At 62.3% G+C, this 22,190-nt stretch carries 26 protein-coding genes; 20 read left to right on the plus strand and 6 right to left on the minus strand.

The window, feature by feature from the left end:
* Positions 1–34 precede the first annotated feature (34 nt).
* The 12 genes from ABWV89_RS14830 to fabG all read left to right on the plus strand — a co-directional run bounded on the left by ABWV89_RS14830 (position 35) and on the right by fabG (position 11,223).
* Positions 35–1,387 carry an AMP-binding protein gene (locus ABWV89_RS14830; protein WP_353398345.1) on the plus strand — a complete coding sequence of 451 codons (1,353 nt, stop codon included), beginning with the start codon at positions 35–37 and terminating at the stop codon, positions 1,385–1,387.
* Positions 1,380–1,703 (plus strand): 3-hydroxyacyl-ACP dehydratase FabZ family protein, encoded by a 324-nt coding sequence (locus ABWV89_RS14835; RefSeq protein ID WP_353398348.1) that lies wholly within the window; start codon positions 1,380–1,382, stop codon positions 1,701–1,703. Before ABWV89_RS14830 ends, ABWV89_RS14835 begins: the two co-directional genes overlap by 8 nt.
* The gene (locus ABWV89_RS14840) at positions 1,700–2,605 is read left to right on the plus strand and encodes a lysophospholipid acyltransferase family protein (RefSeq protein ID WP_353398351.1); all 906 of its coding nucleotides are present in this window, start codon (positions 1,700–1,702) and stop codon (positions 2,603–2,605) included. The genes ABWV89_RS14835 and ABWV89_RS14840 overlap by 4 nt, the downstream gene beginning before the upstream one ends.
* Complete coding sequence (locus ABWV89_RS14845; protein WP_353398354.1) at positions 2,602–3,213, plus strand: LolA-related protein; 612 nt, start codon at positions 2,602–2,604, stop codon at positions 3,211–3,213. The genes ABWV89_RS14840 and ABWV89_RS14845 overlap by 4 nt, the downstream gene beginning before the upstream one ends.
* On the plus strand, positions 3,210–5,579 hold the full coding sequence (locus ABWV89_RS14850; RefSeq protein ID WP_353398357.1) for an MMPL family transporter: 2,370 nt from the start codon (positions 3,210–3,212) through the stop codon (positions 5,577–5,579). The genes ABWV89_RS14845 and ABWV89_RS14850 overlap by 4 nt, the downstream gene beginning before the upstream one ends.
* On the plus strand, positions 5,576–6,241 hold the full coding sequence (locus ABWV89_RS14855; RefSeq protein ID WP_353398360.1) for a hypothetical protein: 666 nt from the start codon (positions 5,576–5,578) through the stop codon (positions 6,239–6,241). The genes ABWV89_RS14850 and ABWV89_RS14855 overlap by 4 nt, the downstream gene beginning before the upstream one ends.
* 31 nt (positions 6,242–6,272) lie before the next feature.
* The gene (locus tag ABWV89_RS14860; protein WP_353398362.1) at positions 6,273–7,088 is read left to right on the plus strand and encodes a polysaccharide deacetylase family protein; all 816 of its coding nucleotides are present in this window, start codon (positions 6,273–6,275) and stop codon (positions 7,086–7,088) included.
* The gene (locus ABWV89_RS14865; protein WP_353398364.1) at positions 7,085–7,858 is read left to right on the plus strand and encodes a class I SAM-dependent methyltransferase; all 774 of its coding nucleotides are present in this window, start codon (positions 7,085–7,087) and stop codon (positions 7,856–7,858) included. Before ABWV89_RS14860 ends, ABWV89_RS14865 begins: the two co-directional genes overlap by 4 nt.
* Positions 7,859–7,982: 124 nt before the next feature.
* Positions 7,983–9,179, plus strand: a complete 1,197-nt coding sequence (locus ABWV89_RS14870) for a beta-ketoacyl-[acyl-carrier-protein] synthase family protein (protein ID WP_353398367.1) — start codon at positions 7,983–7,985, stop codon at positions 9,177–9,179.
* A complete protein-coding gene (locus tag ABWV89_RS14875) occupies positions 9,176–10,003 on the plus strand; it encodes a beta-ketoacyl synthase chain length factor (protein WP_353398370.1) in 828 nt (275 codons plus the stop codon). Before ABWV89_RS14870 ends, ABWV89_RS14875 begins: the two co-directional genes overlap by 4 nt.
* Positions 9,994–10,449: a hotdog family protein gene (locus ABWV89_RS14880; protein WP_502903223.1), complete on the plus strand. Its 456-nt coding sequence runs from the start codon at positions 9,994–9,996 to the stop codon at positions 10,447–10,449. The genes ABWV89_RS14875 and ABWV89_RS14880 overlap by 10 nt, the downstream gene beginning before the upstream one ends.
* A gap of 18 nt (positions 10,450–10,467) precedes the next feature.
* Positions 10,468–11,223 (plus strand): 3-oxoacyl-ACP reductase FabG, encoded by a 756-nt coding sequence (fabG, locus tag ABWV89_RS14885; RefSeq protein ID WP_353398375.1) that lies wholly within the window; start codon positions 10,468–10,470, stop codon positions 11,221–11,223.
* Here fabG and ybeY read toward each other — a convergent pair.
* The gene (ybeY, locus tag ABWV89_RS14890) at positions 11,204–11,689 is read right to left on the minus strand and encodes an rRNA maturation RNase YbeY (protein ID WP_353398378.1); all 486 of its coding nucleotides are present in this window, start codon (positions 11,687–11,689) and stop codon (positions 11,204–11,206) included. The genes fabG and ybeY overlap by 20 nt on opposite strands.
* A 4-nt stretch (positions 11,690–11,693) precedes the next feature.
* Positions 11,694–12,692: a PhoH family protein gene (locus tag ABWV89_RS14895; protein ID WP_353398381.1), complete on the minus strand. Its 999-nt coding sequence runs from the start codon at positions 12,690–12,692 to the stop codon at positions 11,694–11,696.
* 58 nt (positions 12,693–12,750) lie between these two features.
* Here ABWV89_RS14895 and ruvA point away from each other — a divergent pair, with 58 nt between their 5' ends.
* From ruvA to ABWV89_RS14910, 3 genes are all read left to right on the plus strand, one after another.
* Positions 12,751–13,332, plus strand: coding sequence for a Holliday junction branch migration protein RuvA (gene ruvA, locus ABWV89_RS14900; RefSeq protein ID WP_353398383.1), 582 nt, complete (start codon positions 12,751–12,753; stop codon positions 13,330–13,332).
* A gap of 77 nt (positions 13,333–13,409) precedes the next feature.
* On the plus strand, positions 13,410–13,751 hold the full coding sequence (locus tag ABWV89_RS14905; protein ID WP_353398386.1) for a hypothetical protein: 342 nt from the start codon (positions 13,410–13,412) through the stop codon (positions 13,749–13,751).
* 491 nt (positions 13,752–14,242) lie between these two features.
* The gene (locus ABWV89_RS14910; protein WP_353398389.1) at positions 14,243–14,743 is read left to right on the plus strand and encodes a tetratricopeptide repeat protein; all 501 of its coding nucleotides are present in this window, start codon (positions 14,243–14,245) and stop codon (positions 14,741–14,743) included.
* A 408-nt stretch (positions 14,744–15,151) separates the two neighbouring features.
* On the opposite strand, the gene ABWV89_RS14920 is transcribed toward ABWV89_RS14910, so the two are convergent.
* Positions 15,152–15,322 (minus strand): PIN domain-containing protein, encoded by a 171-nt coding sequence (locus ABWV89_RS14920; RefSeq protein WP_353398392.1) that lies wholly within the window; start codon positions 15,320–15,322, stop codon positions 15,152–15,154.
* A 24-nt stretch (positions 15,323–15,346) separates the two neighbouring features.
* Positions 15,347–15,580, minus strand: coding sequence for a type II toxin-antitoxin system VapB family antitoxin (gene vapB / locus ABWV89_RS14925; protein ID WP_353398395.1), 234 nt, complete (start codon positions 15,578–15,580; stop codon positions 15,347–15,349).
* Between the two features lie 458 nt (positions 15,581–16,038).
* On the opposite strand from vapB, the gene ABWV89_RS14930 reads away from it, so the two are divergent.
* Genes ABWV89_RS14930 through ABWV89_RS14950 form a run of 5 tightly spaced genes read left to right on the plus strand, consistent with a single transcriptional unit; the run spans position 16,039 to position 20,666 of the window.
* Positions 16,039–16,992: a UDP-glucuronic acid decarboxylase family protein gene (locus ABWV89_RS14930; RefSeq protein ID WP_353398397.1), complete on the plus strand. Its 954-nt coding sequence runs from the start codon at positions 16,039–16,041 to the stop codon at positions 16,990–16,992.
* Between the two features lie 7 nt (positions 16,993–16,999).
* A complete protein-coding gene (locus tag ABWV89_RS14935; protein ID WP_353398401.1) occupies positions 17,000–18,040 on the plus strand; it encodes a glycosyltransferase in 1,041 nt (346 codons plus the stop codon).
* 9 nt (positions 18,041–18,049) lie between these two features.
* The gene (locus ABWV89_RS14940; RefSeq protein WP_353398404.1) at positions 18,050–18,481 is read left to right on the plus strand and encodes a GtrA family protein; all 432 of its coding nucleotides are present in this window, start codon (positions 18,050–18,052) and stop codon (positions 18,479–18,481) included.
* The gene (locus ABWV89_RS14945) at positions 18,478–19,074 is read left to right on the plus strand and encodes a hypothetical protein (RefSeq protein ID WP_353398407.1); all 597 of its coding nucleotides are present in this window, start codon (positions 18,478–18,480) and stop codon (positions 19,072–19,074) included. Before ABWV89_RS14940 ends, ABWV89_RS14945 begins: the two co-directional genes overlap by 4 nt.
* Before the next feature lie 59 nt (positions 19,075–19,133).
* The gene (locus tag ABWV89_RS14950; RefSeq protein WP_353398410.1) at positions 19,134–20,666 is read left to right on the plus strand and encodes a glycosyltransferase family protein; all 1,533 of its coding nucleotides are present in this window, start codon (positions 19,134–19,136) and stop codon (positions 20,664–20,666) included.
* A gap of 21 nt (positions 20,667–20,687) precedes the next feature.
* Here the strand turns inward: ABWV89_RS14950 and ABWV89_RS14955 are convergent, their stop codons facing one another.
* Together ABWV89_RS14955 and ABWV89_RS14960 are read right to left on the minus strand one after the other, a co-directional pair.
* On the minus strand, positions 20,688–21,203 hold the full coding sequence (locus ABWV89_RS14955) for a hypothetical protein (RefSeq protein ID WP_353398413.1): 516 nt from the start codon (positions 21,201–21,203) through the stop codon (positions 20,688–20,690).
* Entirely contained in the window at positions 21,200–22,162 is a 963-nt protein-coding gene (locus ABWV89_RS14960) for a phosphatidate cytidylyltransferase (protein ID WP_353398415.1), read from the minus strand. Before ABWV89_RS14960 ends, ABWV89_RS14955 begins: the two co-directional genes overlap by 4 nt.
* Positions 22,163–22,190 lie beyond the last annotated feature (28 nt).

Consider the following 22,190-nt stretch of genomic DNA (forward strand, 5'->3'; position numbering starts at 1 on the left):
ATCAATGACAGACAACCTTCATTCGGACCTTGGCATGGCAGCGCCCACTCCTTTGATCGACAACGTCGATCTCGATCACGTGGTGGCCCGCGCGTCGGATGGACAGGCCAGGACGCTGGCCAATCTGGTCGCCGATGCGAATGCGCTCTGCCGCCACCTGCCACCGGGGGGCGCCTTGCTCAACGTCTGTGAAGACCGCTACCGGTTTGCAGTCGGATTTGTCAGCTGCTTGCTCAGCGGCCGCGTGAGCCTGCAACCATCTTCCCAGTCGGCGGCCACCTTGCAGCAGATGCGCGAGGCCTACCCCGACGTTGTCTGCTTGTGTGACGGGCTCTACGACACGGCGGGATTGCCTCGAGTCGACTTTCCTTCTTCGCTGGAGGGTTCGGGTGATGCTGTGACGGCCATGCCAATGGTCGACGGCGATCGCGTGGTGGCTGTTCTCTTTACCTCGGGCTCCACCGGCCTCCCACAGCCACATGGCAAGACCTGGGCAAAGCTCAAGCGCAATGGTCTGGTGGAAGCGCAGCGCCTGGGACTGATGAGCCAGAGTCACAGTGTGGTGGGGACGGTGCCTGTCCAGCACAGCTACGGGTTCGAATCGACGTTCCTGATGGGCCTTCATGGGCATGCCTGCTTTGGCACGGGCAAACCCTTTTTTCCCCAGGACATTGCCGACAGTCTGGCGGCCATGCCCGAGCCTCGCTTGCTGGTCACCACACCGTTTCACCTGTCTGCGCTTGTCGACTCAGGCGTGACGGTGCCGCCATTGGCCATGGTGTTGTCGGCAACAGCTCCGCTGCCGGCCGATCTCGCCCGTCGCGCCGAAGCGGCGCTGGTTGCGCCAGTGCACGAAATCTACGGCTCAACGGAGAGCAGCCAGCTGGCCAGCCGGCGCACGCTCGATGGCGACGTATGGACCTTGCTTGAGGGCGTCGAGCTGTCGCAGGAAGATGACATCACCTCGGCTTCGGGCGGTCACGTCGAAGGCGTGGTGCCTTTGTCTGATGTGATCGAGCTGTTTCCCGGCCACCGGTTCAGACTGCTTGGCCGTCATGCCGACATGATCAACATTGCAGGCAAGCGGACATCGCTGGCCTATCTCAATCACCAGCTGCAGGCCATTGAGGGCGTGGAGGACGGGGCGTTTTTTCTGCCGGAGGTGGAGGGCAAGGACAACCTGGGTGTGCATCGGCTGGTGGCTTTTGTCCGGGCGCCGAATCTGGACAGGCCAGCATTGACGCAGGCGCTGCATGGCTGCATCGACCCGGTGTTCATGCCGCGACCTCTGGTGTGGGTGAGCGAGTTGCCGCGAAACGACACCGGCAAGATTCTTCGGTCGACGCTCGAAGCACTGTATGAGCGGGAGGTGTTGCGCCGTGGATGATGCTGCCCAGACCGAGATCACCTGGCAGGTGCCGCCAGCGCACCCGGTGTTCGATGGTCACTTTCCGGGCAGGCCGATCGTCCCCGGGGTCTGGATTCTGGATCAGGTGGTCGATGCGGTTCGCCAGTGGCAAGGTTGGACGCAGGAGCCGATGAAGCTGGACAGCGCCAAGTTCTTTCAGCCCGTGGGGCCCGGTGCCACCCTGACGTTCACACTGCAGAAGAAAGCATCGGGAAGCGTGGCGTTCAAGGCCAGGCAAGGAGGCGCCGTCGTGGCCTCCGGACAGCTGGCTCAAGGCTCGTCGGACCAGCCATGAGCGAACAGCAGAGCCCGCCAGACTGGCGCAGTCGACCGGAGCGCAGCAACGCGTTCATCCTGCGGGTCATGGTTTGGATTTCTCTGAATCTGGGCCGGGGCATCAGTCGGATCGTGCTCTACGGCATTGCGCTTTACTTCGTGGTGTTCTCGCCCAAAGCGCGTGAAGCCAGCCAATCGTATCTGCGCCGCGCTCTGGCGCGCCCTGTCACCTGGCGCGACCTGTTTCGCCATGTACTGAGCTTCGCCACCACGATTCACGACAGGGTATACCTGCTCAATGACCGCTTTGATCTGTTCGACATTCAGGTCACGGGTGGCGAGGCATTGCGTGCAGCAATGGCGCGGCAGCCCGGTGTGATGCTCATGGGTGCGCATCTGGGCAGCTTTGAGGCGCTTAGGGCGCTGGGCCGGGATCGCGAGGGCATACCGGTGGCCATGATGATGTACGCGGAAAACGCCCGAAAGATCAATGCCGCACTGGAAGCGATCAACCCCAAAGCCACGCAGGACATCATCGCACTGGGCCGACCAGACTCCATGCTGGAAGCCAGCGAAAAGCTCGATGCCGGGTACCTGGTCGGCATGCTGGGAGACCGGCGCCTGAGTGACGATCCCAGCATCGTGCTGCCATTCCTGGGCCAGGATGCACATTGGCCCGCCGGTCCGTTTCGGGTCGCCGCCATGTTCCGTCGCCCCGTGTTTCTCATGGCTGGCCTGTACCTCGGTGGCAACCGCTATCACCTACACTTTGAGCCATTGGCGGACTTCTCTTCGGTGAGCCGAAAAGACCGCTCTGAGGCGGTGGAGAAAGCCCGGCAGGCCTACGTTGAGCGGCTGGAGCACTTTTGCCGCGAAGCCCCGTACAACTGGTTCAACTTCTTCGATTTCTGGCAGAAATGATGCGTCGACGAAACTGGCTGCAGTGGCCTGTTCTCTTGTTGGTGTTCTCCACGGCGGCGGGGGCGACGGGCCTGGCGTCTGCCCAGACGCCCGGTGCGTTGACGCTGGATGAAGTGCTGCGGTCCATTGTGAAGGAGCGGGTGCCGGTGGTCACGTATGTTGAGACGCGCCACCTGTCGATGCTGGACCAGCCGCTGGTGGCGAAGGGTGAAATGCAGTTCACGCCACCAGACCAGCTGGAAAAGCGTGCCATCTCCCCGCGGCCGGAGCGCATGAGTCTGAAGGGGCAAACCCTGTCACTCGAGCGCGGCGGGCGTGAAGTGAGCATCCAGCTATCCAGCCAGCCCCAGGCTCAGGGCTTTGTCGATAGCATCCGGGCCCTGCTCATGGGACAGCGGGACGTGCTCGAGCGCAGCTACGCGGTGCGGCTCTCTGGCGAGCTGGCCGAGTGGAAGCTGACGCTGTACCCCAAGGACGCCGATGTGGAGAAGCTGGTCAAACGCATCGATGTCCAGGGCGAGCGTGGCCAGATTCGCCAGATCGAGTACAGCCAGGCCGGGGGCGACCGCACCGTGATGGAGATCGCGCCCAAGGGCCGACAACCATGAAGGGGCGCCAACGCGCCGTCTGGGTCGGCGCGCTGTGGGTGTTGTGCGTGGGGCTGGCAGTGTTTGCATTGATGCAGGCACGCTTCACTGCGGACATGTCCTTCTTCCTGCCGGCGAACCCGTCGCCACGGCAACAGGTATTGGTGGATCAGCTCGGTGAAGGGTCAACGTCGCGCATGTTGATGGCTTCCATCGAGGCGGGCAGTACCGAGGACAGCGCACGGCTGTCGCTGGCTGTGGCGGATCGCCTCAGGGCATCCGGGCTTTTTGCATCGGTACAGAACGGCGATTCTCTGGAGGTCAGCGCCGAGCGGGACTACCTGCTTGCCCACCGCTATCTGCTCAGCCCTGGTGTGACACCTGAGCGGTTCTCGGTCGACGGCTTGCGCACCGCTGTGGATGAAAGTGTGGCGCTGCTCAGCTCGTCGGCAGGCGAGCTGATCAAGCCGTACTTCCTGCAGGATCCGACCGGCGAGCTGTGGGCACAGGTGCTCGAGATGGGGTTGGCGGCCCAGCCGAACACCCGGCATGGTGTCTGGTTCTCGAAAGACGGTCAGCGTGCGATGCTGTTGCTTCAGACCAGGGCAGCCGGGCCGGACACGGACGGCCAGGCGCATGCACTGGCTGCGCTGGAGCGAGCCATTGCGCAGGAGCGTGACAGCATGGGCATGTCCCCGGTGGTGTGGCAGGCATCAGGTCCTGGCGCGTTTGCCGTGCGTGCCAGGGACTTCATCCAATCGGAGGTGACCCGCGTCACGGCAGTGGGCATTGGCTGCATCGTACTGGTGTTGCTGCTGGTGTATCGCTCGCCGCGTCGTCTTGTCCTGGGGCTGGTGCCGGTGATCTCGGGTGCGCTGGCCGGGATGCTGGCGGTCGCATGGTGGCATGGCACGGTGTTCGGCATCACCGTCGGGTTTGGCACAGCGCTGATCGGAGAAGGGGTGGACTATGCGGTCTACTATTTCCTGCAGGCCGGGCGTGTGGGCGAGGACGTCTGGCGCCGACGTTTCTGGCCAACCATTCGGCTGGGCGTCCTGACCTCTGTTGCGGGGTTTGGCACGTTGGCCTTCTCCGGTTTTCCCGGCCTGTCCCAGCTGGGAATCTATGCGACCGCAGGTGTCATCACGGCTGCACTGGTGACCCGCTGGGTCCTGCCGGCTCTGGCGCCGTCGTCTGCCACGCCGGCCAGCCTCACACGGTTGGGGCAAGGTGTGCGCAGTGGCTTGCACAGCCTTCACAAAGGGCGCTGGCCTGTGCTTGGCTTGGGTGTGACTTCCGCCGTGTGGCTGGTCTGGGGCGCGACGCCACTGTGGAGCCAGGATCTTTCGGTGCTGAACACGGCTTCGGCTGAAGACATGCGCATTGACCAGAGACTGCGACAAGACCTGGGTGCGCCCGATGCGCGCTACCTGGTGGTGGTGAAAGCCGCATCGGAGCAGAAAGTGCTGGAGCAGGCGGAGGATGTTGGCCGACGGCTTGTGGCACTGCAGGACAAAGGCCAGATCGGTGGCTTCGATACACCGGTGCGGTTCTTGCCCAGCCAGAGAACGCAGCAGGTCAGGCAGGCGGCCATCCCGGACGAAGCCACATTGCGCACGCGGCTTGACGAAGCGTTGGACGGCCTGCCGGTCAGCGCCGCGCGTCTGGAGCCCTTCATCGAGGCCGTGCAGCAAGCCCGTTCGGCCCCGTTGCTCTCGCGCCAGAGCCTGGAAGGCACCGGTCTCGGGCTGGCGGTGGAGGCTTTGCTCAGTGGTCAGGGTGAGCACTGGCAGGCCGTGTTGCCGCTCAGGCCGGCCCAGAACCCTGCAGGCATCGACGCCGAAGGCTTGCGCCAGGCATTGGCTGGTACGCCGGCACTGGTCATCGACATGAAAGCCGAACTCGATGCACTGTACGACGGCTACATGCAGCAGGCCATCTGGCTGTGTCTGTTGGGTGGAGCCATCATGCTCGTGGTCATGGTCGTGATGCTTCGTTCGCTGCAACGCGTGCTGCGTGTTCTGATGCCATTGGGTTTGACGGTCGTGTTGCTGATGGCAGGACTGACCCTGGCGGCCGGCCACAGCCTGCATTTGCTGCACCTGGTGGGGCTGCTGCTGGTATTGGCCGTGGGGTCCAACTACGGCCTGTTCTTTGACAGCGCTGACGCGATCGAAGCCATGGCGCCGGACACGCTGGCGGCGATGCTGGTGGCCAACCTGACCACCACGATCGGATTTGGCGCCCTGGCGTTTTCCGAGGTGCCGATGCTCAAGGCACTGGGGCTGACGGTCGGGCCGGGTGCTGTGCTGGTGTTGCTGCTCTCTGCCATGTTTGCGCCGGGCCTGAAGCGGCGCGCCGGGGCTGCGTCGGAGCTGCTCTCATGACACAGGTGACCGAGGACGGCACGCTCTGGCACAGACGGGGCGCGCAGACGCTGCTGGTGATGCTGCCGGGGGCGTACATGAAGGCGCAGGACATGGTGGAGGCCGGGTGCTTCTCGGCCATGGACGCGAAAGACGTCGACCTCGATGTGTGTGTGCCGGCGCTGGATTTGTCGACCTTGTCTGCAGGCCTGGCCATGCCCATGATGGAGCAGACGCTGCTTGCCCCTGCGCGCTCGACCTATTCAAGCGTTTGGCTGGGCGGCATTTCTCTCGGCGGGGAGCTGGCCATGTGGCAGGCAGCGACGCAGCCGCAGACGGTGGATGGGCTGTGCCTGATAGCGCCATACCCGGGAAGCCGGATCACGCTCAATCGAATCGAGGCCTCAGGCGGTGTCGATGCATGGGAGCCTACCCCTGCACAAGGCCAGGATCCCGAGTTTCAGGTGTGGCAGTGGCTCAAGGCACCGCCGGCGCGGTTACCGGTCTTTGTGGGCTATGGCACGGATGATCGTTTCGCCCTGGGCATGGGCAAAGTGGCCTCGCGGCTCTCACACGGGCATTGCAGCCTGGTGCCCGGTGGCCACGACTGGGGCGCATGGCTTGCTCTGTGGCAAACTTTTCTGGACAGCCGCCTTTGGGTGGGCAGCGATGCCCGTGCCTGATTGCCATGCCTGAAGGAGACCACAGACGCCAATGACAAGCCAGCCTGTAGCTCGCCCCTGGAAAATGACACCGCTGCTGCTGGGCAGTGCGGTGGTGCATGCAGGTGCCCTGGGTGCAGGTGTGGCCTGGCCCGGCACATGGCCGTGGGCTCTTGGTGCCGTGGTCGCCGACCATGCGTTGCTCACGACAGCAGGGCTACTGCCGACCAGCGCAGCCCTGGGGCCCAACATGAGGCGGCTGCCAGCCGAGACAGGGAGCAAAGCTGTGGCGCTGACACTCGATGACGGGCCAGACCCGGCTGTCACGCCGCAGGTGCTGGATCTGCTCGACGCAGCCAGGGTCAAGGCCAGCTTCTTTTGCATCGGCTGGCGGGCGCGGGCGCACCCCGCGCTTTGCCGCGAGATCGTGGCGCGTGGTCACAGCGTGGAGAACCATGGCGATGCGCATTCGTGGGCGTTTTCGCTCTACGGGCCTGCCCGGATGCGGCGCGATGTATCGGCTGCACAGGCCACACTCAGTGATATCACCGGTCAGGCGCCTCTATACTTCAGGCCAACGGCGGGGCTGCGCAATCCGTTTCTGGAGCCAGTGCTGGCCTCGCTGGGTCTTCGCCTTGCTTCATGGTCGAAGCGGGCCTACGACACCCGGACGGCGGATGTGAACCTGGTGGTTCAGCGCCTCACCGGGCAGCTCCAGCAGCGCGATATCCTGCTCATGCACGACGGCAACAGTCCGCGGGCTGACGATGGCCGGCCGGCCATTCTGCAGGTGTTGCCCCGGGTGCTCCATGCGATTGAACAACGAGGTTGGCAAGCCAGTGGTTTGCCACGTCATGTCACCGAATGATGTCAGAACGCGACTTTTTCAAGCAACTCATCGATGAAGCGAGCGAGCCATTCCGGCTCAGCCAGGACCGGTTTGCCTATCACTTTGCGCGCGGCAAACTCTCGGGGGACGTCATCTTCCGGGAGATCGTGCGGCAAGGCCTGCTGCCTGCCGAAGGCCGGTTCCTGGACCTGGGCTGCGGTCAGGGCAGTCTGTTTGGCTTCTTGCTGGCAGCGCACAAGCTGCACCGCAAAGGCATCTGGCCTCAGGCGTGGGCCGTGCCGCCAAGTCCTTCCGAACTGCGTGGCATCGAGCTCATGGAAAAAGATGTCTTGCGTGCGGACAAGGCATTCGGCCCCGACCATCCGGTGGTCAGGGTCGAGCAGGGCGATATGTGCACGGCCGACTTTGGCGCGCCCGCCTCACTCGATGCAGTGACCATTCTGGATGCCTTGCACTATTTTGACCATGCTGGTCAGCGCGATGTGCTGCAGCGCATACGCACGGCCTTGCGTCCGGGTGGGGTGTTTCTCACCCGCATCGGTGATGTCAGCGCCGGCTTGCCGTATCGCATCAGCAATTGGGTGGACCATGCCGTGACCTTTGTTCGCGGGCACCGGCTGCCCGAGCTCTATGGGCGGCCTCTGGCAGAATGGCAGGCGCTGCTTCGTGAGATCGGATTCGAGGTCGAGACCGAGGACATGACAGGGCGAAAGCCGTTTGCCAACGTCATGCTTTTGTGCCGTGTGCCGGTCGAGAAGCACGCGACCGAGGCCATGCCCGCTACCTGATGTGGCATGGCCTGAGTGAAAGCACCCGGCAGCAAAACAAGCACATGAAAGAGTTGGCCCACGAGTTCCACACCGGTTTTCCGCTATGCACGCCCGCCCCGATGGCCAAGGCCGGGAGGTGTGCGTGACACCGGTACGCCTTTCTGTCATGACCGCCGTGAGTTGTCTGGGACAAGGCCTCAACGCCCATCGTGAGGCGTTGATGGCTGGCCGCTCTGGCCTGACACCCTGCGCATTTGAAACGGTCAGCCTCGACACCTATGTGGGAGAAGTGCCAGGGGTGGATGCGGTGCAGTTGCCGGACCACCTTTGCTCCGTCTTTGATTGCCGCAACAATCGCCTGGCGCTGATGGGGCTGGAGACCGACGGATTTGCCGATCGCGTCAGAGAAGCCATCGGGCGCTACGGCGTGCATCGCGTGGGCGTGTTTCTGGGAACGAGCACTGCAGGCATTCTGGAGACCGAGCTGGCCTATCGCCGCAGAGATCCCGATACCGGAGCATTGCCGGCAGACTTCCGGTACCGTGGTGCCCACAATGCCTTCTCGGTCGCTGACTTCACCCGCGCCTATTTCGGTCTGCAGGGCGAGGCGATGGTGATCTCCACAGCCTGCTCCTCCAGTGCCAAGGTCTTTGCCGCCGCTGCCCGGCAGTTGGCGCTGGGTCAGATCGATGCAGCGGTGGTGGGCGGTGTTGACACGCTGTGCCTGACCACCTTGTACGGGTTCGCCTCACTCGGCCTGACCTCGCCCCAGGCCTGCCGACCGTTCGATGTCGACCGCGACGGCATCTCCATTGGCGAAGCCGCGGCATTTGTGCTGCTTGAACGGGGAGAGAACGCTGCGCCAGCCGGTACGCCGATGCTGTTGGGCACTGGCGAAAGCAGCGACGCTTATCACATGTCATCGCCGCACCCCGAAGGCCTGGGCGCGCAATATGCCATGACGTCGGCACTGCGCAGTGCGGGCCTCACGGCAGCTGACATTGATTACATCAATCTGCACGGTACGGCCACACCAGCCAACGACGCTGCCGAAGGTCTTGCCGTCCAGGCAGTGTTTGGTGATGCCACGCTGTGCTCGTCCACCAAAGGTGCCACGGGCCACACGCTGGGGGCCGCCGGGGCGCTGGAAGCGATTGTGTGCGCGCTCGCACTGCAGGACGGTTTTGTGCCGGGCAGCCCAGGCACACAAACAATCGGCGCGGAGCCTGCGCTGGCCTACCAGTTGCAGTCGACCAGGCAAACCGTGACCACAGCGCTGACCAATTCGTTTGGGTTTGGTGGCAGCAACTGTGCGCTGGTATTGGGGGTGGCTGCATGAGCCAGGCCTCCGAAACCCATTCAATGACCGCCTGGATCGAGGGCGTCGGCTTCATCGCGCCTGGCCTGCCGGACTGGGTGTCGGCGGTGGAGGCGCTCAGCGGGCGCGCTGCCTACGAGTCGGCGCCTTCTGTACTGCCGCCGCCGCAAGGCCTGGGATCGGCCGAGCGGCGCCGGGCCAGCCGCGTGGTCAAGCTGGCATTGGCGCTGGGGCATGAGGCTGCAGCCAACGCACAAGCCGACGTGTCGTCGCTGGCAACCGTGTTCAGTGCCTCAGGTGCTGACGGCCACAACTGCCACGCACTGTGCGAGCAACTGGCCACGGACGACAGGCAGATTTCGCCCACGCGCTTTCACAATTCGGTGCACAACGCAGCGGCGGGCTACTGGAGCATGGCGACCCATTGCATGGCGCCATGTCAGGTGCTGAGTGCCTTTGACGGCAGCTTTGGGGCGGGTCTGATCGATGCGATGGGCCAGGTGCTGGCAGACAGGCAGGCCACCATGCTGGTCGCCTACGACAGCGAGTACCCGGCACCTTTGCACGCTGTGCGGCCCGTGCCGGACTGTGCCGGGGTGGCGCTGGTGCTGGCGCCAGAGCAAAGTGCCCGTTCTCTGGCCAGTGTTTCCATGCGCAGCGTCCACGGCGACGCCATCGACCCTGTGCCTGCCCAACCGGCAGTGCTGGAGAGCTTGCGCCAGTCCACGCCTGCGCTGAGGTCTTTGCCCTTTTTGGCATTGCTGGCAAAAGCCGAAGCAGGGACAGTGCAAATCGAATACCTGGACGGCATGGCGCTGCAGCTGAAGGTGCAGCCGTGCCGCTGACTTGCCACGCCGACATTGAACGCCGCATTCCGCACAAGGGTCGCATGTGTCTTCTCGAGCGGGTGGTGGACTGGTCGAGCGACGGTTTGCACGCTCAGTCAGAGGGCCATGTGGCAGCTGACCATCCTTTGCGGGCAAATGACCGGCTCGATGCGGTGCATGGCATCGAATACGCAGCACAGGCCATGGCTGTGCATGGCGGTCTGCTGGCCGAAGAGGCGGGTGCCGACGGTCCACCACGGCAGGGCTACCTCACCAGTGTGCGAGGCGTTCAGTTCGCGGTTGGCCGCCTCGATGACTTGCCCGGCGCCATCGATGTGAAAGTGCAGCGCCTCTCGGGCGACGAGCTGAACATTCTTTATCGCTTCTCGCTCTGGCACGATGGGCGGGAGCTGCTCAGTGGCCGGGCATCGGTGATGCTCGATGCCAGCGGGGCGAGTGCCTGACCTAGGATGAAACCAATCATGACCAGTGAGACATCGGCTTCTGAACAAACTCCCCTCAAGCGAGCACTTGTGACCGGGGGCAGTGGCGGCATTGGCGCTGCCATCGCGCATCAGCTGGCAGCCATGGGTTTTCACGTGATTGTTCATGCGGGCCGGCACTTGGAAGCCGCTGAAAAAACAGCAGAGGAGATCGTGGCCAGCGGTGGCAGCGCCGAGCCGGTGCGGTTTGATGTGACCGACCGTGATGCCACCCAGGCCATCATCAACGCCTTGCTCACCGATGGTCCGATTCAGGTGCTGGTGAACAACGCCGGCATCCACGATGACGCTGTCTTCCCCGGCATGAGCGGCGAGCAATGGGACAGGGTGGTCGACGTGTCGCTGGGCGGCTTCTACAACGTGACGCAGCCGCTGACCATGCCCATGATTCGCACCCGCTGGGGCCGCATCATCAACATCACCTCGGTGGCAGGTCTGGTGGGCAACAAAGGGCAGGTGAACTATTCGGCAGCCAAAGGCGCTCTGCATGCAGCCACGAAATCGCTGGCCATCGAACTGGCCAGCCGCGGCATCACGGTCAACGCTGTCGCGCCCGGCATCATTGAGACGCCGATGTCCGTCGGCGTCTTTGACCCGGACCTCATCAGAAAACTGGTGCCCATGCAAAGAGCCGGGCAACCCGAAGAAGTGGCGAAGCTGGTCGGGTTTTTGGCCTCGGACGACTCAGCCTACATCTCGGGCCAGGTCATCTCCATCAACGGCGCGATGGTTTGACCCTGGCTTTCCCATACGGGTCCGGGTAGCCCATCGCCGTGAGGATTTCGGTCTCGCGCGCTTCCATTTCCTCGGCGTCTTCGTCGCTCGTTTCGTGGTCCCAGCCCTGGGCATGCAGCGTGCCATGCACCAGCAGGTGGGCATAGTGCGTCTGCAAGGGAATCTTCAGCTCTTTCGCTTCCTTCTCGATCACGGGTGCGCACAGCACCAGATCAGCCATCACCATGGGCTCGGTCGCGTAGTCGAAGGTCAGCACATTGGTGGCGTAGTCTTTTTGGCGGTAGTCGCGGTTGAGCGCGCGGCCTTCTTCTTCGTCCACGATGCGCACCGTCATTTCGGCGTCGGCTTCGAGCGAACGGCGAATCCAGCGGATCACCTTGTGGCGGGGCAGGGCGGCACGGTGTGCGGCCAGGTGGCGGGCGATGCTGCCAAATTGCAGCGAAAGACTGAGATCGTTCAGTGCCATGGTGTCACGCGCCTTGCTGACCATTGGACGCCGAACGGCCACGGCCACCGGTGCTGCCATCGGACGCACGGCCGCCACCATGGGCGTCATAGGCGTCCACAATGCGGGCCACCAGCGGGTGACGCACCACGTCGGCGCTGGTCAGCCGGGTAAAGGCCACGCCGTTGACGCGCTTGAGCACCCGCTCGGCATCGATCAGGCCCGAGAGCTGTGTGCGCGGCAAGTCGATCTGGCTCACGTCGCCGGTGATGACCGCCTTGCTGCCAAAGCCGATGCGGGTGAGGAACATCTTCATCTGCTCTGACGTGGTGTTTTGTGCCTCATCCAGAATGACAAAGGAATGGTTGAGCGTTCGGCCGCGCATGAAGGCCAGAGGGGCGATTTCAATCTGCTGGCGCTCAAACGCCTTTTGCACCTTGTCGAAACCCATCAGGTCGTACAAGGCGTCGTACAAGGGACGCAGGTAAGGGTCCACCTTCTGGCCCAGGTCGCCGGGCAGAAAGCCCAGCTTCTCGCCCGCTTCGACCGCCGGGCGGGTCAGCACAATGCGCTGCACGGCGGTGCGCTCCAGCGCGTCCACCGCACAGGCCACGGCCAGATACGTCTTGCCGGTGCCAGCCGGGCCAATGCCGAAGGTGATGTCGTGGGTCGACATGTTCTCCAGGTAGTGGGCCTGGTTGCTGGTGCGGCCGCGCACCTCGCCGCGGCGGGTCTGCACCGCATGGGCGTCGTCGCCACCGGGCGGCAGGGCGGTATCACCTGCCAGCATAAGCTGCACCTGCTCTTCCGGGATGGGCTTCTTGGCCATCTCGTACAGCGCCTGAAGCACTTCCATGGCCTTCTGGGCCTTGGCCTTGGGGCCGTCGACCTTGAACTGCTCGAAGCGGTGGGCCACCTTCACCTGCAAGGCGTTTTCGATGGCATGGATGTTGGCGTCCATCGGACCGCACAGATTGGCCATGCGCTCGTTGTCCGGAGGGGTGAAGGTGTGGCGAAGGATCAAGCTGATAATCCAGGGTAGTCAGATGTGAAAAAGGCACCGAAAAAGGTACGATGCTCCAATGATAGGCAAATTGACCGGCACCCTGCTAGAGAAGAACCCCCCACAGGTCCTGGTGGACTGCCACGGCGTGGGCTATGAAGTCGATGTGCCCATGAGCACCTTCTTCAACCTGCCCGCGGTGGGCGAGAAAGTGGCGCTGCTCACCCACTTCATCGTGCGCGAAGATGCCCAGATTCTCTACGGTTTTGGCTCAGCCGAGGAGCGCGAAGCCTTTCGCCAGCTCATCAAGGTCAACGGCGTCGGCCCGCGCACCGCACTGGCCGTGCTCTCCGGCATGAGCGTGGGCGACCTGGCCCAGGCTGTCAGCACCCAGGAAACCGCCCGCATCGTCAAAGTGCCGGGCATCGGCAAAAAAACCGCTGAACGCCTGCTGCTGGAACTCAAAGGCAAGCTCGGCGCAGAGCTCGGTGCCGTGGCCGGTGGCAGTGCGGCTGCAGGGGGCGACGCTGCTCTGGACATCCAGCAAGCCCTCATGGCCCTGGGCTACAGCGAGAAAGACGCCGCAGCGGCCCTCAAATCCTTGCCCAAGGATGTGGGCGTGAGTGAAGGCATCAAGCTGGCGCTGAAGGCGCTGGGGTGAGCGGGTGCACCTGTGATGTTGAAAACGGTTCGGTTTGAATGTTGATGAGAGAACTTCTCAGAGCTGCGTCGGAGTTCTTGAATCCGGAACAGACAGCGAACGCCAATCGCTCATGGTGTGCGTGGACGACATTTGAGCGGTTAACAGAAGATGCAGGCTATTGGACAATGCCCATCCCGCTCTTGTCGGAACTGGGGGATGAGTGGGTTTCGGACGGCGGCACCTGGACGCAGCCATTTCCCTATGGGGAGCTCGCTCATCTGATCATTCCCCACAACACGGTATTGGAACTTTGGACAGGAAACGAAGTGCGTTGGGAAGCCCAAACACAGGACATCAATCGGCTGGCCGAGGTGCTGAAAACGCGAGAAATTGAGTATGTTTTGAGTGAGCTGGTGCTCGAACTCAAGTTGTATTGACGGTCTGAGGCTGATCTTCCCGGCAAGGCTTGAGTTGTCTTTGATCCTGGTGGCAAGGCACGGATGTATGACCACCAGAGCATTGAAAAGTTTACGGAAGCTGCCAGCTCACAAGGCGTGACCACCGTCGTTGGTATTGGCGCACGGTCACTTGTTGGCCGCTTCGGTACCGGTTGACATTGGCGTACTCGCTGAACGTCTGCCCGGTGTCAGTCCGAATCCATATCTTGCCGGTATCGGCAGGCATGTTTTTGCTGGAGATTCTCTCGACATGCTGCACCGTGCCTGTGTGTGATGATGCGAAGACTGGCGGGTCCAGTTCGTTGAACAGGATCGGGGACAGCAGGCAGAAGGCGATGATCGAGACAAAAGCCCAAAGCTTGAAGGATCTTGATTTGGCCATTTCGTAGCGGGTGAGAGCTATCTATGCGGGTCTTGGTGGTTGAGACGTTCTGTGTGGATGGCCTTGCGCTGAAATTGAGGGGGAACTGATGATGGACGCCAGTTTGCAGGAAGCGGAAAAGATTGTCCATGGCTCGGTGAAACGAGGCTATGAACATGCGCTTGCCTTGTGCGAACAAGTCCTGAGTGAAGCAGCGTCGACGCCTGAGAGATACTTGGCCAGAGATCTGCGCGAAGCCATATTTTCGAGGTTGGGGCAGTTTGAACAGGCCTTGGATGAAGTTGCAGAGATGATCGCTTTGGAGAGCAAGCAACCTCATCCCTACTTTAGGAGGGCCCGTCTTCTGCTGCGCATGGGGGACGAAGCTGGGGCAGTTGCTGACTTCACAAAAGTCATCGAACTCGATGATGGCTATTTTGAAGAAGTTGCTTTGTTCCTGCGAGCTGTGGCCAATTTGGAAATTGACAAAGCACAATCGATGCGCGACGCCATGCTGCTCGAGGATGGATTTTCATTCTTTGCGAGATCCAAACGACTGGGGCTCCGGGAGCTGAGCAAAGAACAGCTCTTGGAAATGGCGAAGGATTGATAGTGTGGTCAGGTCCGAAACTCCACCATCACCCTCTTCTTCAAAGTAGCGTTCGTCTACTCATAGAGATGAGGCAACACACAAGGCAGTTGGTCTTTCGGGGCCAACTGCTTTTGCTTGTTTGTTTTTGTCTTTTCTTTGGAATGGCGGAGGTTAGGCAGAGGGCCCCTGGCTCCTAGCCCTGCACCCAGTTCTCCAAGGCCAGCGCGGGCACTCGGTCGAACTAGGACATGTTGTTGGTGACCAGCACCAGGCCTTCGCTGCGTGCGTGGGCAGCAATGTGGAGATCGTTGACGCCGATGGGGCGGCCAATCTTTTCCAGGCTTGCCCGAATGGCGCCGTAGTGTTGAGCGGCCTTGGGTCAGTAGGGCAGTACCTGCAGACGGCTGCAGAAGTCTTCAATGGTGGTCAGGTTGTCCGCCACGCGGCTGCTCTTCTCCGCACCATGCATGAGCTTGCCAGGGTGATGGCAGAGATGGCCATGCGGCTGGCATTGGCGTTGAAGACCGACAGCACTTCGATCGGGCGCTGCTTCAGGACGTAGATGACGATGTTGGTATCGAGCAGGTAGCGCAGCATGGGGAGTGACCCGGCCAGTGTCGGTCAGAGCGCTTCGCGCTCGGTCTGTTCCTGGCTGGCTCTCTCGGGCAGGAAATCTTCGCTGATGGGTGGGCCATTGAGAAAGAAGCTGTCCCAGGTTTGGTCAACAGGGGCAATGATGAGCTCATGGCCTTTGACGCGAATCTCCACCCTCTTGACGCCATCCGGCAGCCGAACGTCCACAGGCAGACGCACGGCCTGTGTGCGGTTGTTGATGAACACGGTTCCTACACTCATGACGTCCCTTTGAAGGTGGTATGTGGCGTTGGTATATGGCGTTGAACTGGTGTGTCAAGTTTCGGACGTGTCGCACCAAGGGGTATAGCGGGGTCAGGTCCGAAATTCCCCCATCACACCCTTCATCCAGGTAGCACACACCCACTCACAGAGATGAGGCGACAACACACAAGGCAGCGCTTCTTTCGAGGCCGGCTGCCTTTTTCATTGGACCGGGTGGAAGGCGCGGTGCCTGCCCCCTGTTCCCAGGCGCTCTTTGGTCGCTACAGGCCTCACTCTGGCCAGATAAACGTTTAGTTACAAGTGGTGTTGCCGTTTCAAGACGGCCACCAATCAATGAGCTGTTTCGGCGCATAATCGCCACCGGCTGAGGACAGGCTTTGCCCTTCGCTGCCGCCACCACGATCTCGCCTTCGCGAGTGGACGACTGAATCAGAGTATGGCGATGTGTATGCATCATGAAGGTCTCCAACCGAAAGCGGGTCATGGTCACTGGCGGTGCCGGTTTCCTGGGCTCTCACCTGTGCGAGCGTTTGCTGGAACAGGGCTGCGACGTTCTTTGCGTCGACAATTTCTATAGCGGGGTCAAGGACAACGTCACGCATTTGCTGCCGCACCCCCATTTCGAGCTGCAGCGGCACGACGTCACGTTCCCGCTGTACGTTGAGGTGGACGAGATCTACAACCTCGCTTGTCCGGCCTCGCCCATCCACTACCAGCGTGATCCGGTGCAGACCACCAAGACCAGTGTGCATGGTGCGATCAACATGCTGGGCCTGGCCAAACGCATCAAGGCGCGGATATTCCAGGCGTCGACGAGCGAAGTCTATGGTGACCCGGAGGTCCACCCTCAGCAGGAGTCCTACTGGGGACGGGTGAACCCGATCGGTATCCGGTCTTGCTACGACGAAGGCAAGCGTTGCGCAGAGACGCTGTTTTTTGACTACTACCGCCAGTACGGTCTGGACATCAAGGTGGCGCGGATCTTCAATACCTATGGCCCGCGCATGCACCCCAACGACGGCCGGGTGATCAGCAACTTCGCGGTGCAGGCCTTGCGCGGCGAAGACATCACCATCTATGGCGATGGCTCACAGACGCGCAGTTTCTGTTTCGTCAACGACATGATCGACGGCTTCATTCGGTTCATGGAGAGCCCATCCCACCTGCCTGGACCGGTGAACCTGGGCAATCCGGGCGAGTTCACCATTCGGCAGTTGGCAGAGACGGTCATACACAAGGTGGGCGGGCCGTCCAGGCTGATTTTCAAACCCTTGCCGCAGGACGATCCGCGCCAGCGGCGACCGGATATTGCACAGGCCATGGAACACCTGGGCTGGCAGCCGCGCGTGGGGCTGGATGAAGGGCTGGATCACACCATTGCGTATTTCCGCAAGATCGTGGGGCGCTGACATGGCCATGGACATGGACAGGGACATGAACGTGGCACGCGTGATCGTCGTGACGCCGGTCTACGAAGACCGTGAGGCGTCGACCCGTCTCTTTGCCGAGCTGGCACAGTCGCTGGGCGACAGCGTGCATGTTGTCGCTGTGGACGATGGCTCCTTGCGCCAGCCGGTGGAGGCGTCCGCCATTGCACGCGCGGGTGTTTCGGGCACGGTGCTGCGCCTGCGGCGAAATGTGGGGCACCAGCGGGCGATTGCGATCGGGCTGGCCTATGTGGCCGAGCGCTTGAGCGACGAGCAACGTGTGGTGGTCATGGACTCGGATGGTGAGGATCTGCCCAGCTCCATTGCCGAGCTGCTGCAGCCGCTGGATGCGAGTGAGGACATCGATGTGGCGGTGGCCAGGCGCAAGAGCCGCGTAGAGACGTTCAAGTTCAAGGCGTTTTACGCTGTCTACAAGCGCGTGTTCCAGCTGCTCACGGGCCGCGCCATCAGCTTTGGCAACTTCATGGCCTTGCGCGCGTCTGCCGTGCGCCGCCTGGTGGCCATGCACGAGCTGCCGGTTCATGTGGCGGGATGCGTCATCGCATCCAGATTGCGTGCTCATGTCTGCCACATCGCCCGGGGGCCGCGCTATGCGGGGCAATCCAAAATGAACTTTGTCGGGCTGGTGCTGCACGGCTTCAAGGGCATGATGGTGTTTGCCGAAGACGTGGTGGTGCGGGTGGGCATCGCGTGCAGTGTGGTCGCCGGCATGGCCATCGCTCTGGCTGCGATGGCAGTGGCTTTGCGGGTGCTGGGGTATTCGTCACCAGGCTGGTTCTCGGTGGCGCTGGGCATTCTGGTGATCATGTTTTTCCAGATGAGCGCTCTGGCCCTGATGACCCTGATGCAGAGCAGCAACAAGAACGGGTACGTCGTGCCGCTTCGCACTCACCTCGAACTCATTGCAGAGGCGCTGGATGTCTTGCCTGCCCATGCCATGGCACCTGCACAGGAGATGGCGGGCAGCCACGTGACACAAGGGCCGGGTTCGATCCGGCCGGCGGCTTGAGGCGGTCCCATGCTCCAGCGTCGGTGGGTCCGGTACCTGATCAACGGTGTGGTGGCCACGTGCGTCCACTATGCCGTGTTGGCCTTGCTGGTGGACGGTGCTCAGATGGCCTCGGCCGGTCTGGCCAATCTGCTGGCGGCCTGTGTGGGCATTGCGGTGTCTTTTGCGGGCAATCGATGGTTCGTGTTTCGTGCGCAAGCCTCGGGTCGCCACTGGACGAGCCAGGGAACGCGCTTTGTGGTGTCTTATGGACTGCTGGCACTGGTGCACGGTGCCGTGCTGGCCGTCTGGACCGATGTGCTGCACTGGGACTACCGGCTGGGCTTCCTGCTGGCGCTGTGCCTCCAGGTGGTCCTGGGCTATGCGGCCAATCGCTTTTTTGTTTTTGCAGATGCGGCGCCAGCCTCGCAACGGCGACGCACTGAAGCAGCATCCTCATGAAAGTCTGGCGATCCATTCTCTTTGTCGGCCTGTATGTGGCCGTGACACTGGCGCTGTGGTGGGCGACGACACGCTGGGTGCCGGTGAACGTGGTGTTCTACGCGGCGATGATGGTGGCTGCCGTCGCGGTGCCTTTGTCAGGCGCACTGGGCTTCTTGCTGGGCCTGTTTCGGCAGCACTCCGGCTTCGAGATCCTTCAATCACTGGTGATCTGTCTGCTGGTGGGGTACGCCATGGCGATCAGCGTGCCAACAGTGATCGATCGATCGCTCTCCTTCTATATCCTGGAGAAGCTGCAGCAGCGAGGCGGTGCCATTCAGGAGGCCCGAATGGGCGACGTGTTTGTGAACGAGTACATGCAAGAGCATCAGCTCGTGGGCATCCGCCTGACTGAGCAGATGGAGTCAGGCACGGTGTCGGTGGCGCAGGGGTGCGTCAGGCTGACAGCCAAAGGCGATCGGCTGGCGTCGTTCAGCCGCTGGTTTCGACACCACCTGCTGCCCAGGCGTCGTTTGCTGATGGGTGACTACACCGATCGCCTGGTGGACCCTTTCGCGCACAGCGAGTCGCAGCCGGACTACGCCTGCCCTTGACACTGCCGAGCCTGCCGTGGCCACGGCAACGACGCCGCCCTGCCTACATCTGGAATTCCGTGTTCAACGCTACCCCCCATCTCACGGCTGTGCAAAACCATCCGCGCTGGCGCTTCTGGGTTCACCTGTTGGTCTCAGTGGTGGTGGGGCTGTATGCCGCCCAGCTGACGACAGGCGACAGCATCAAGGGTGATGCGACGCAAAACCTCAAGATCGTCCACAACCTGTACCACCACCATGTGTACGCGCTGGAGGCGGATGCCACCGACCATGAGCCGACCAATTTCCGGGAGCCGGTGCCTGTCTGGATGACATGGGCCTGGGCCCAGGCGATGTTGCCAAAGGCCAGACCGGACGAGTTCGAGAAGTGGCATGGTGGCGATCTGGCCAGACAGGTCAAGCAGGTCAATGCTCTGTGGTCCATGCTGGGCCTGCTGTGCGCTCTGGAGCTGGCCGTGCGGGTGATGCGGCGGCCGCTGATCGCCTATGGAGCGGTAGCCGTCAGTGTGGTGTTCTTCTTTGCCCGGCAACCCGTGGTGGACAGTCTCTACACGGAGATGCCGGCGGGTGCCTTGATGCTGGCGTGTGCACTGGCCACATGGCGATCGCTGGAGGCCGGGCCCGGGCAGCGAAGCTGGATGATCGTCACCGGCGTTTGCATGGCGGCCATGTGTCTGACCAAATCGGTGTTTGCTCCTGTGTGCGGTGGCTGGCTGATTCTGTTGCTCTGGGCGCAGTGGCGACAGCAGCGCGCCGGGCAGGCCGGCGAGAGCCTGGCTCGTGCATGGCCTTGGAAGCCTCTGGTGCAGGCTGGCGTCATCGCGGTGTTGCTGGTGTTTCCCTGGACCTTGCGCAACCATCTCGCCATGGACACCTGGGAGGTCTCGTCGGGGCGTGCTGGCTACGTCATGTTCAAGCGTGCCCTGATGGACCAGATGAGCGATGACGAGTATGCGCTGGGCTGGTCAGTCTTTGGCAGCTACACCTACAGGCGCCTGGTATCGGGTACGTCGCTGGCCGTCAAGCGAGGAGACCGACAGCTCGGTGGCAGGCTGCAGCGTCTCAATCCCGGGCCGTCGGACTTTCAGACCATTGACAAACGCTCCATTGCGCAGGGCAGGCCGGAGCAATCCCTGACGTTCTATCGCAAGCCTGCTGCCCTGTACCAACGGCTGTACAGGGATCTGGAACAAGCTGGTGTCCAGCGCCCTGATCTGGCGGCAGACCGAATCATGAAGGCCGAGGCTTTGCGTTTTTTCGTGACGCATCCGGTGCTCCATCTGAAACTGACGCCCTACATTTTCTGGCGTGGTGTGTGGACCATTCGCCCGCCTGCTTGGGCGATGCAGCCGGTGGGAAGAATCGGCATCGATCTGCTCAACTTGCTGGGCATGACCGCCTTGGTGGCCTGGTTTGTCAGGTCATTCTGGCGCAGCGACGTCCAGGGTCTGCTCTGGAGCGGCCTGCCTGTGCTGATGATGCTCAATCACGCACTGCTGACGCAAGGGCTGCCCCGTTTCAACCTGCCTGTCATTCCATTCATGTGTCTCGCGCTGGGCGTGACACTTGATCGATTGAGACCGCCGCGTTGACGAGTGTGGCGGTCGCGGGATTCAGGTGCCGAGATCGTCGATCAGTTCGAGCAATTCCGCTGCACTGGCGACCCGGGCTTCTTCTCCTTCGGATGGAGCGGCGCCATCCACCGTGCTCAGGGTCAGGCCTTCTATGGCCGGGCGCATGGCAATGACGGATTCGCGTACCCGGGCCTGGACCGCCTGCTCCATGTGCCACTCGTGGCCGGCTTCGGGGGCGAAGGTGCCTGCCAGATCGATGAGTGATTCCAGCACGGCTTGCTGCGTCCAGGGCTCGCCCTGGGTGAGCAGGTACTGCAAGGCGGGCAGGGTGCTGAGCACCACGGGGTAGAACGTGCCTTTGTGGTTGTCGCCGACTGTCCAGAGGAACTGGTCGTAGGCTTCCATGGCGCTGTTGGCATCATGGACTTCGCTCAGGCGCAGCAAGGCCATGTCGATAGCGGCGGCATTGCTCCACTCAGGCGTGGCGTACTTGTCGGCGTCGATGGCCTTGAGTGCGTTCAAGGCAAACGGAGACGGGCGGTGGTCTTCGCTCACAGGGACCAGCGGTAGTGCAGCAGGTGGAAGAACACGGGCGCGGCGAAGATGACGGAGTCCATGCGGTCGAGCATGCCGCCGTGGCCTTCGATCATGACCCCCCAGTCTTTCACGCCCCGGTCACGCTTGATGGCAGACATGACCAGCCCGCCGAAGAAGCCCATGAGACAGAGCGCAAATGCGACCAGTGCGGCTTCGACCACATTGAATGGTGTGGCCCAGGCCAGGGCTGCGCCCAGCAGCGTGGCGCTGGCGACGCCGCCGACCAGCCCCTCAACCGTTTTGGACGGCGAAAGAGCCGGTGCCAGTTTGCGCTTGCCCAGCAGCTTGCCCCACACATATTGCAGCACGTCGCTGCCCTGGACCACGATCACCATGAAGGCGATGAGCAGCAGGTTGCGGCCCTCAAAACCGGGAATCTTCAGGTTGAGCAGCGCCGGCACGTGGCTGATGCAGAAGACTGTGATCATCAGGCCCCATTGCACTTTGGAGGTGCGCTCCAGAAAGCGCTCGGTGTCCGAGCCGGAGACCGAGAGGATGGGCATGATGAGGAAGGCCCACACCGGGATGAAGATGGAGTACATGCCATACCAGTCCACATAGATGAACAGGTACTGTGCGGGCAGCGCAATGTAGAACGCAGCCGCGATGGCTGAGTGGTCTGCGCGACGTGTCTTGAGCAGACTGGTGAATTCACGCAGGCCGTAGAACGAAATCAGGAAGAACAGCAGTACCACGCCAGCACGGCCCATGGCGAAGGCGGTGCCGAGCACGAGCACCATGATCCACCAGGCATTGACGCGGTCGATCAGGTTGTCGATAACCGAGTGGGCGCCTCCGCCGGCCACGCGCCAGCGCAAAAAGGCGCCAATGCCGGAGGCGAACAGCAGGACACCGATAACGCCGACGAAAAGTGGCCAGGTGGCCTGGAATGATGAAAGGGTCTCGGGGGACATCATTGCGCCTCCGGATGGTCGGGGTGTTCTG

This window comes from Hydrogenophaga sp. 5NK40-0174 (assembly GCF_040372165.1).
Classification (GTDB): Bacteria; Pseudomonadota; Gammaproteobacteria; order Burkholderiales; family Burkholderiaceae_C; genus Hydrogenophaga.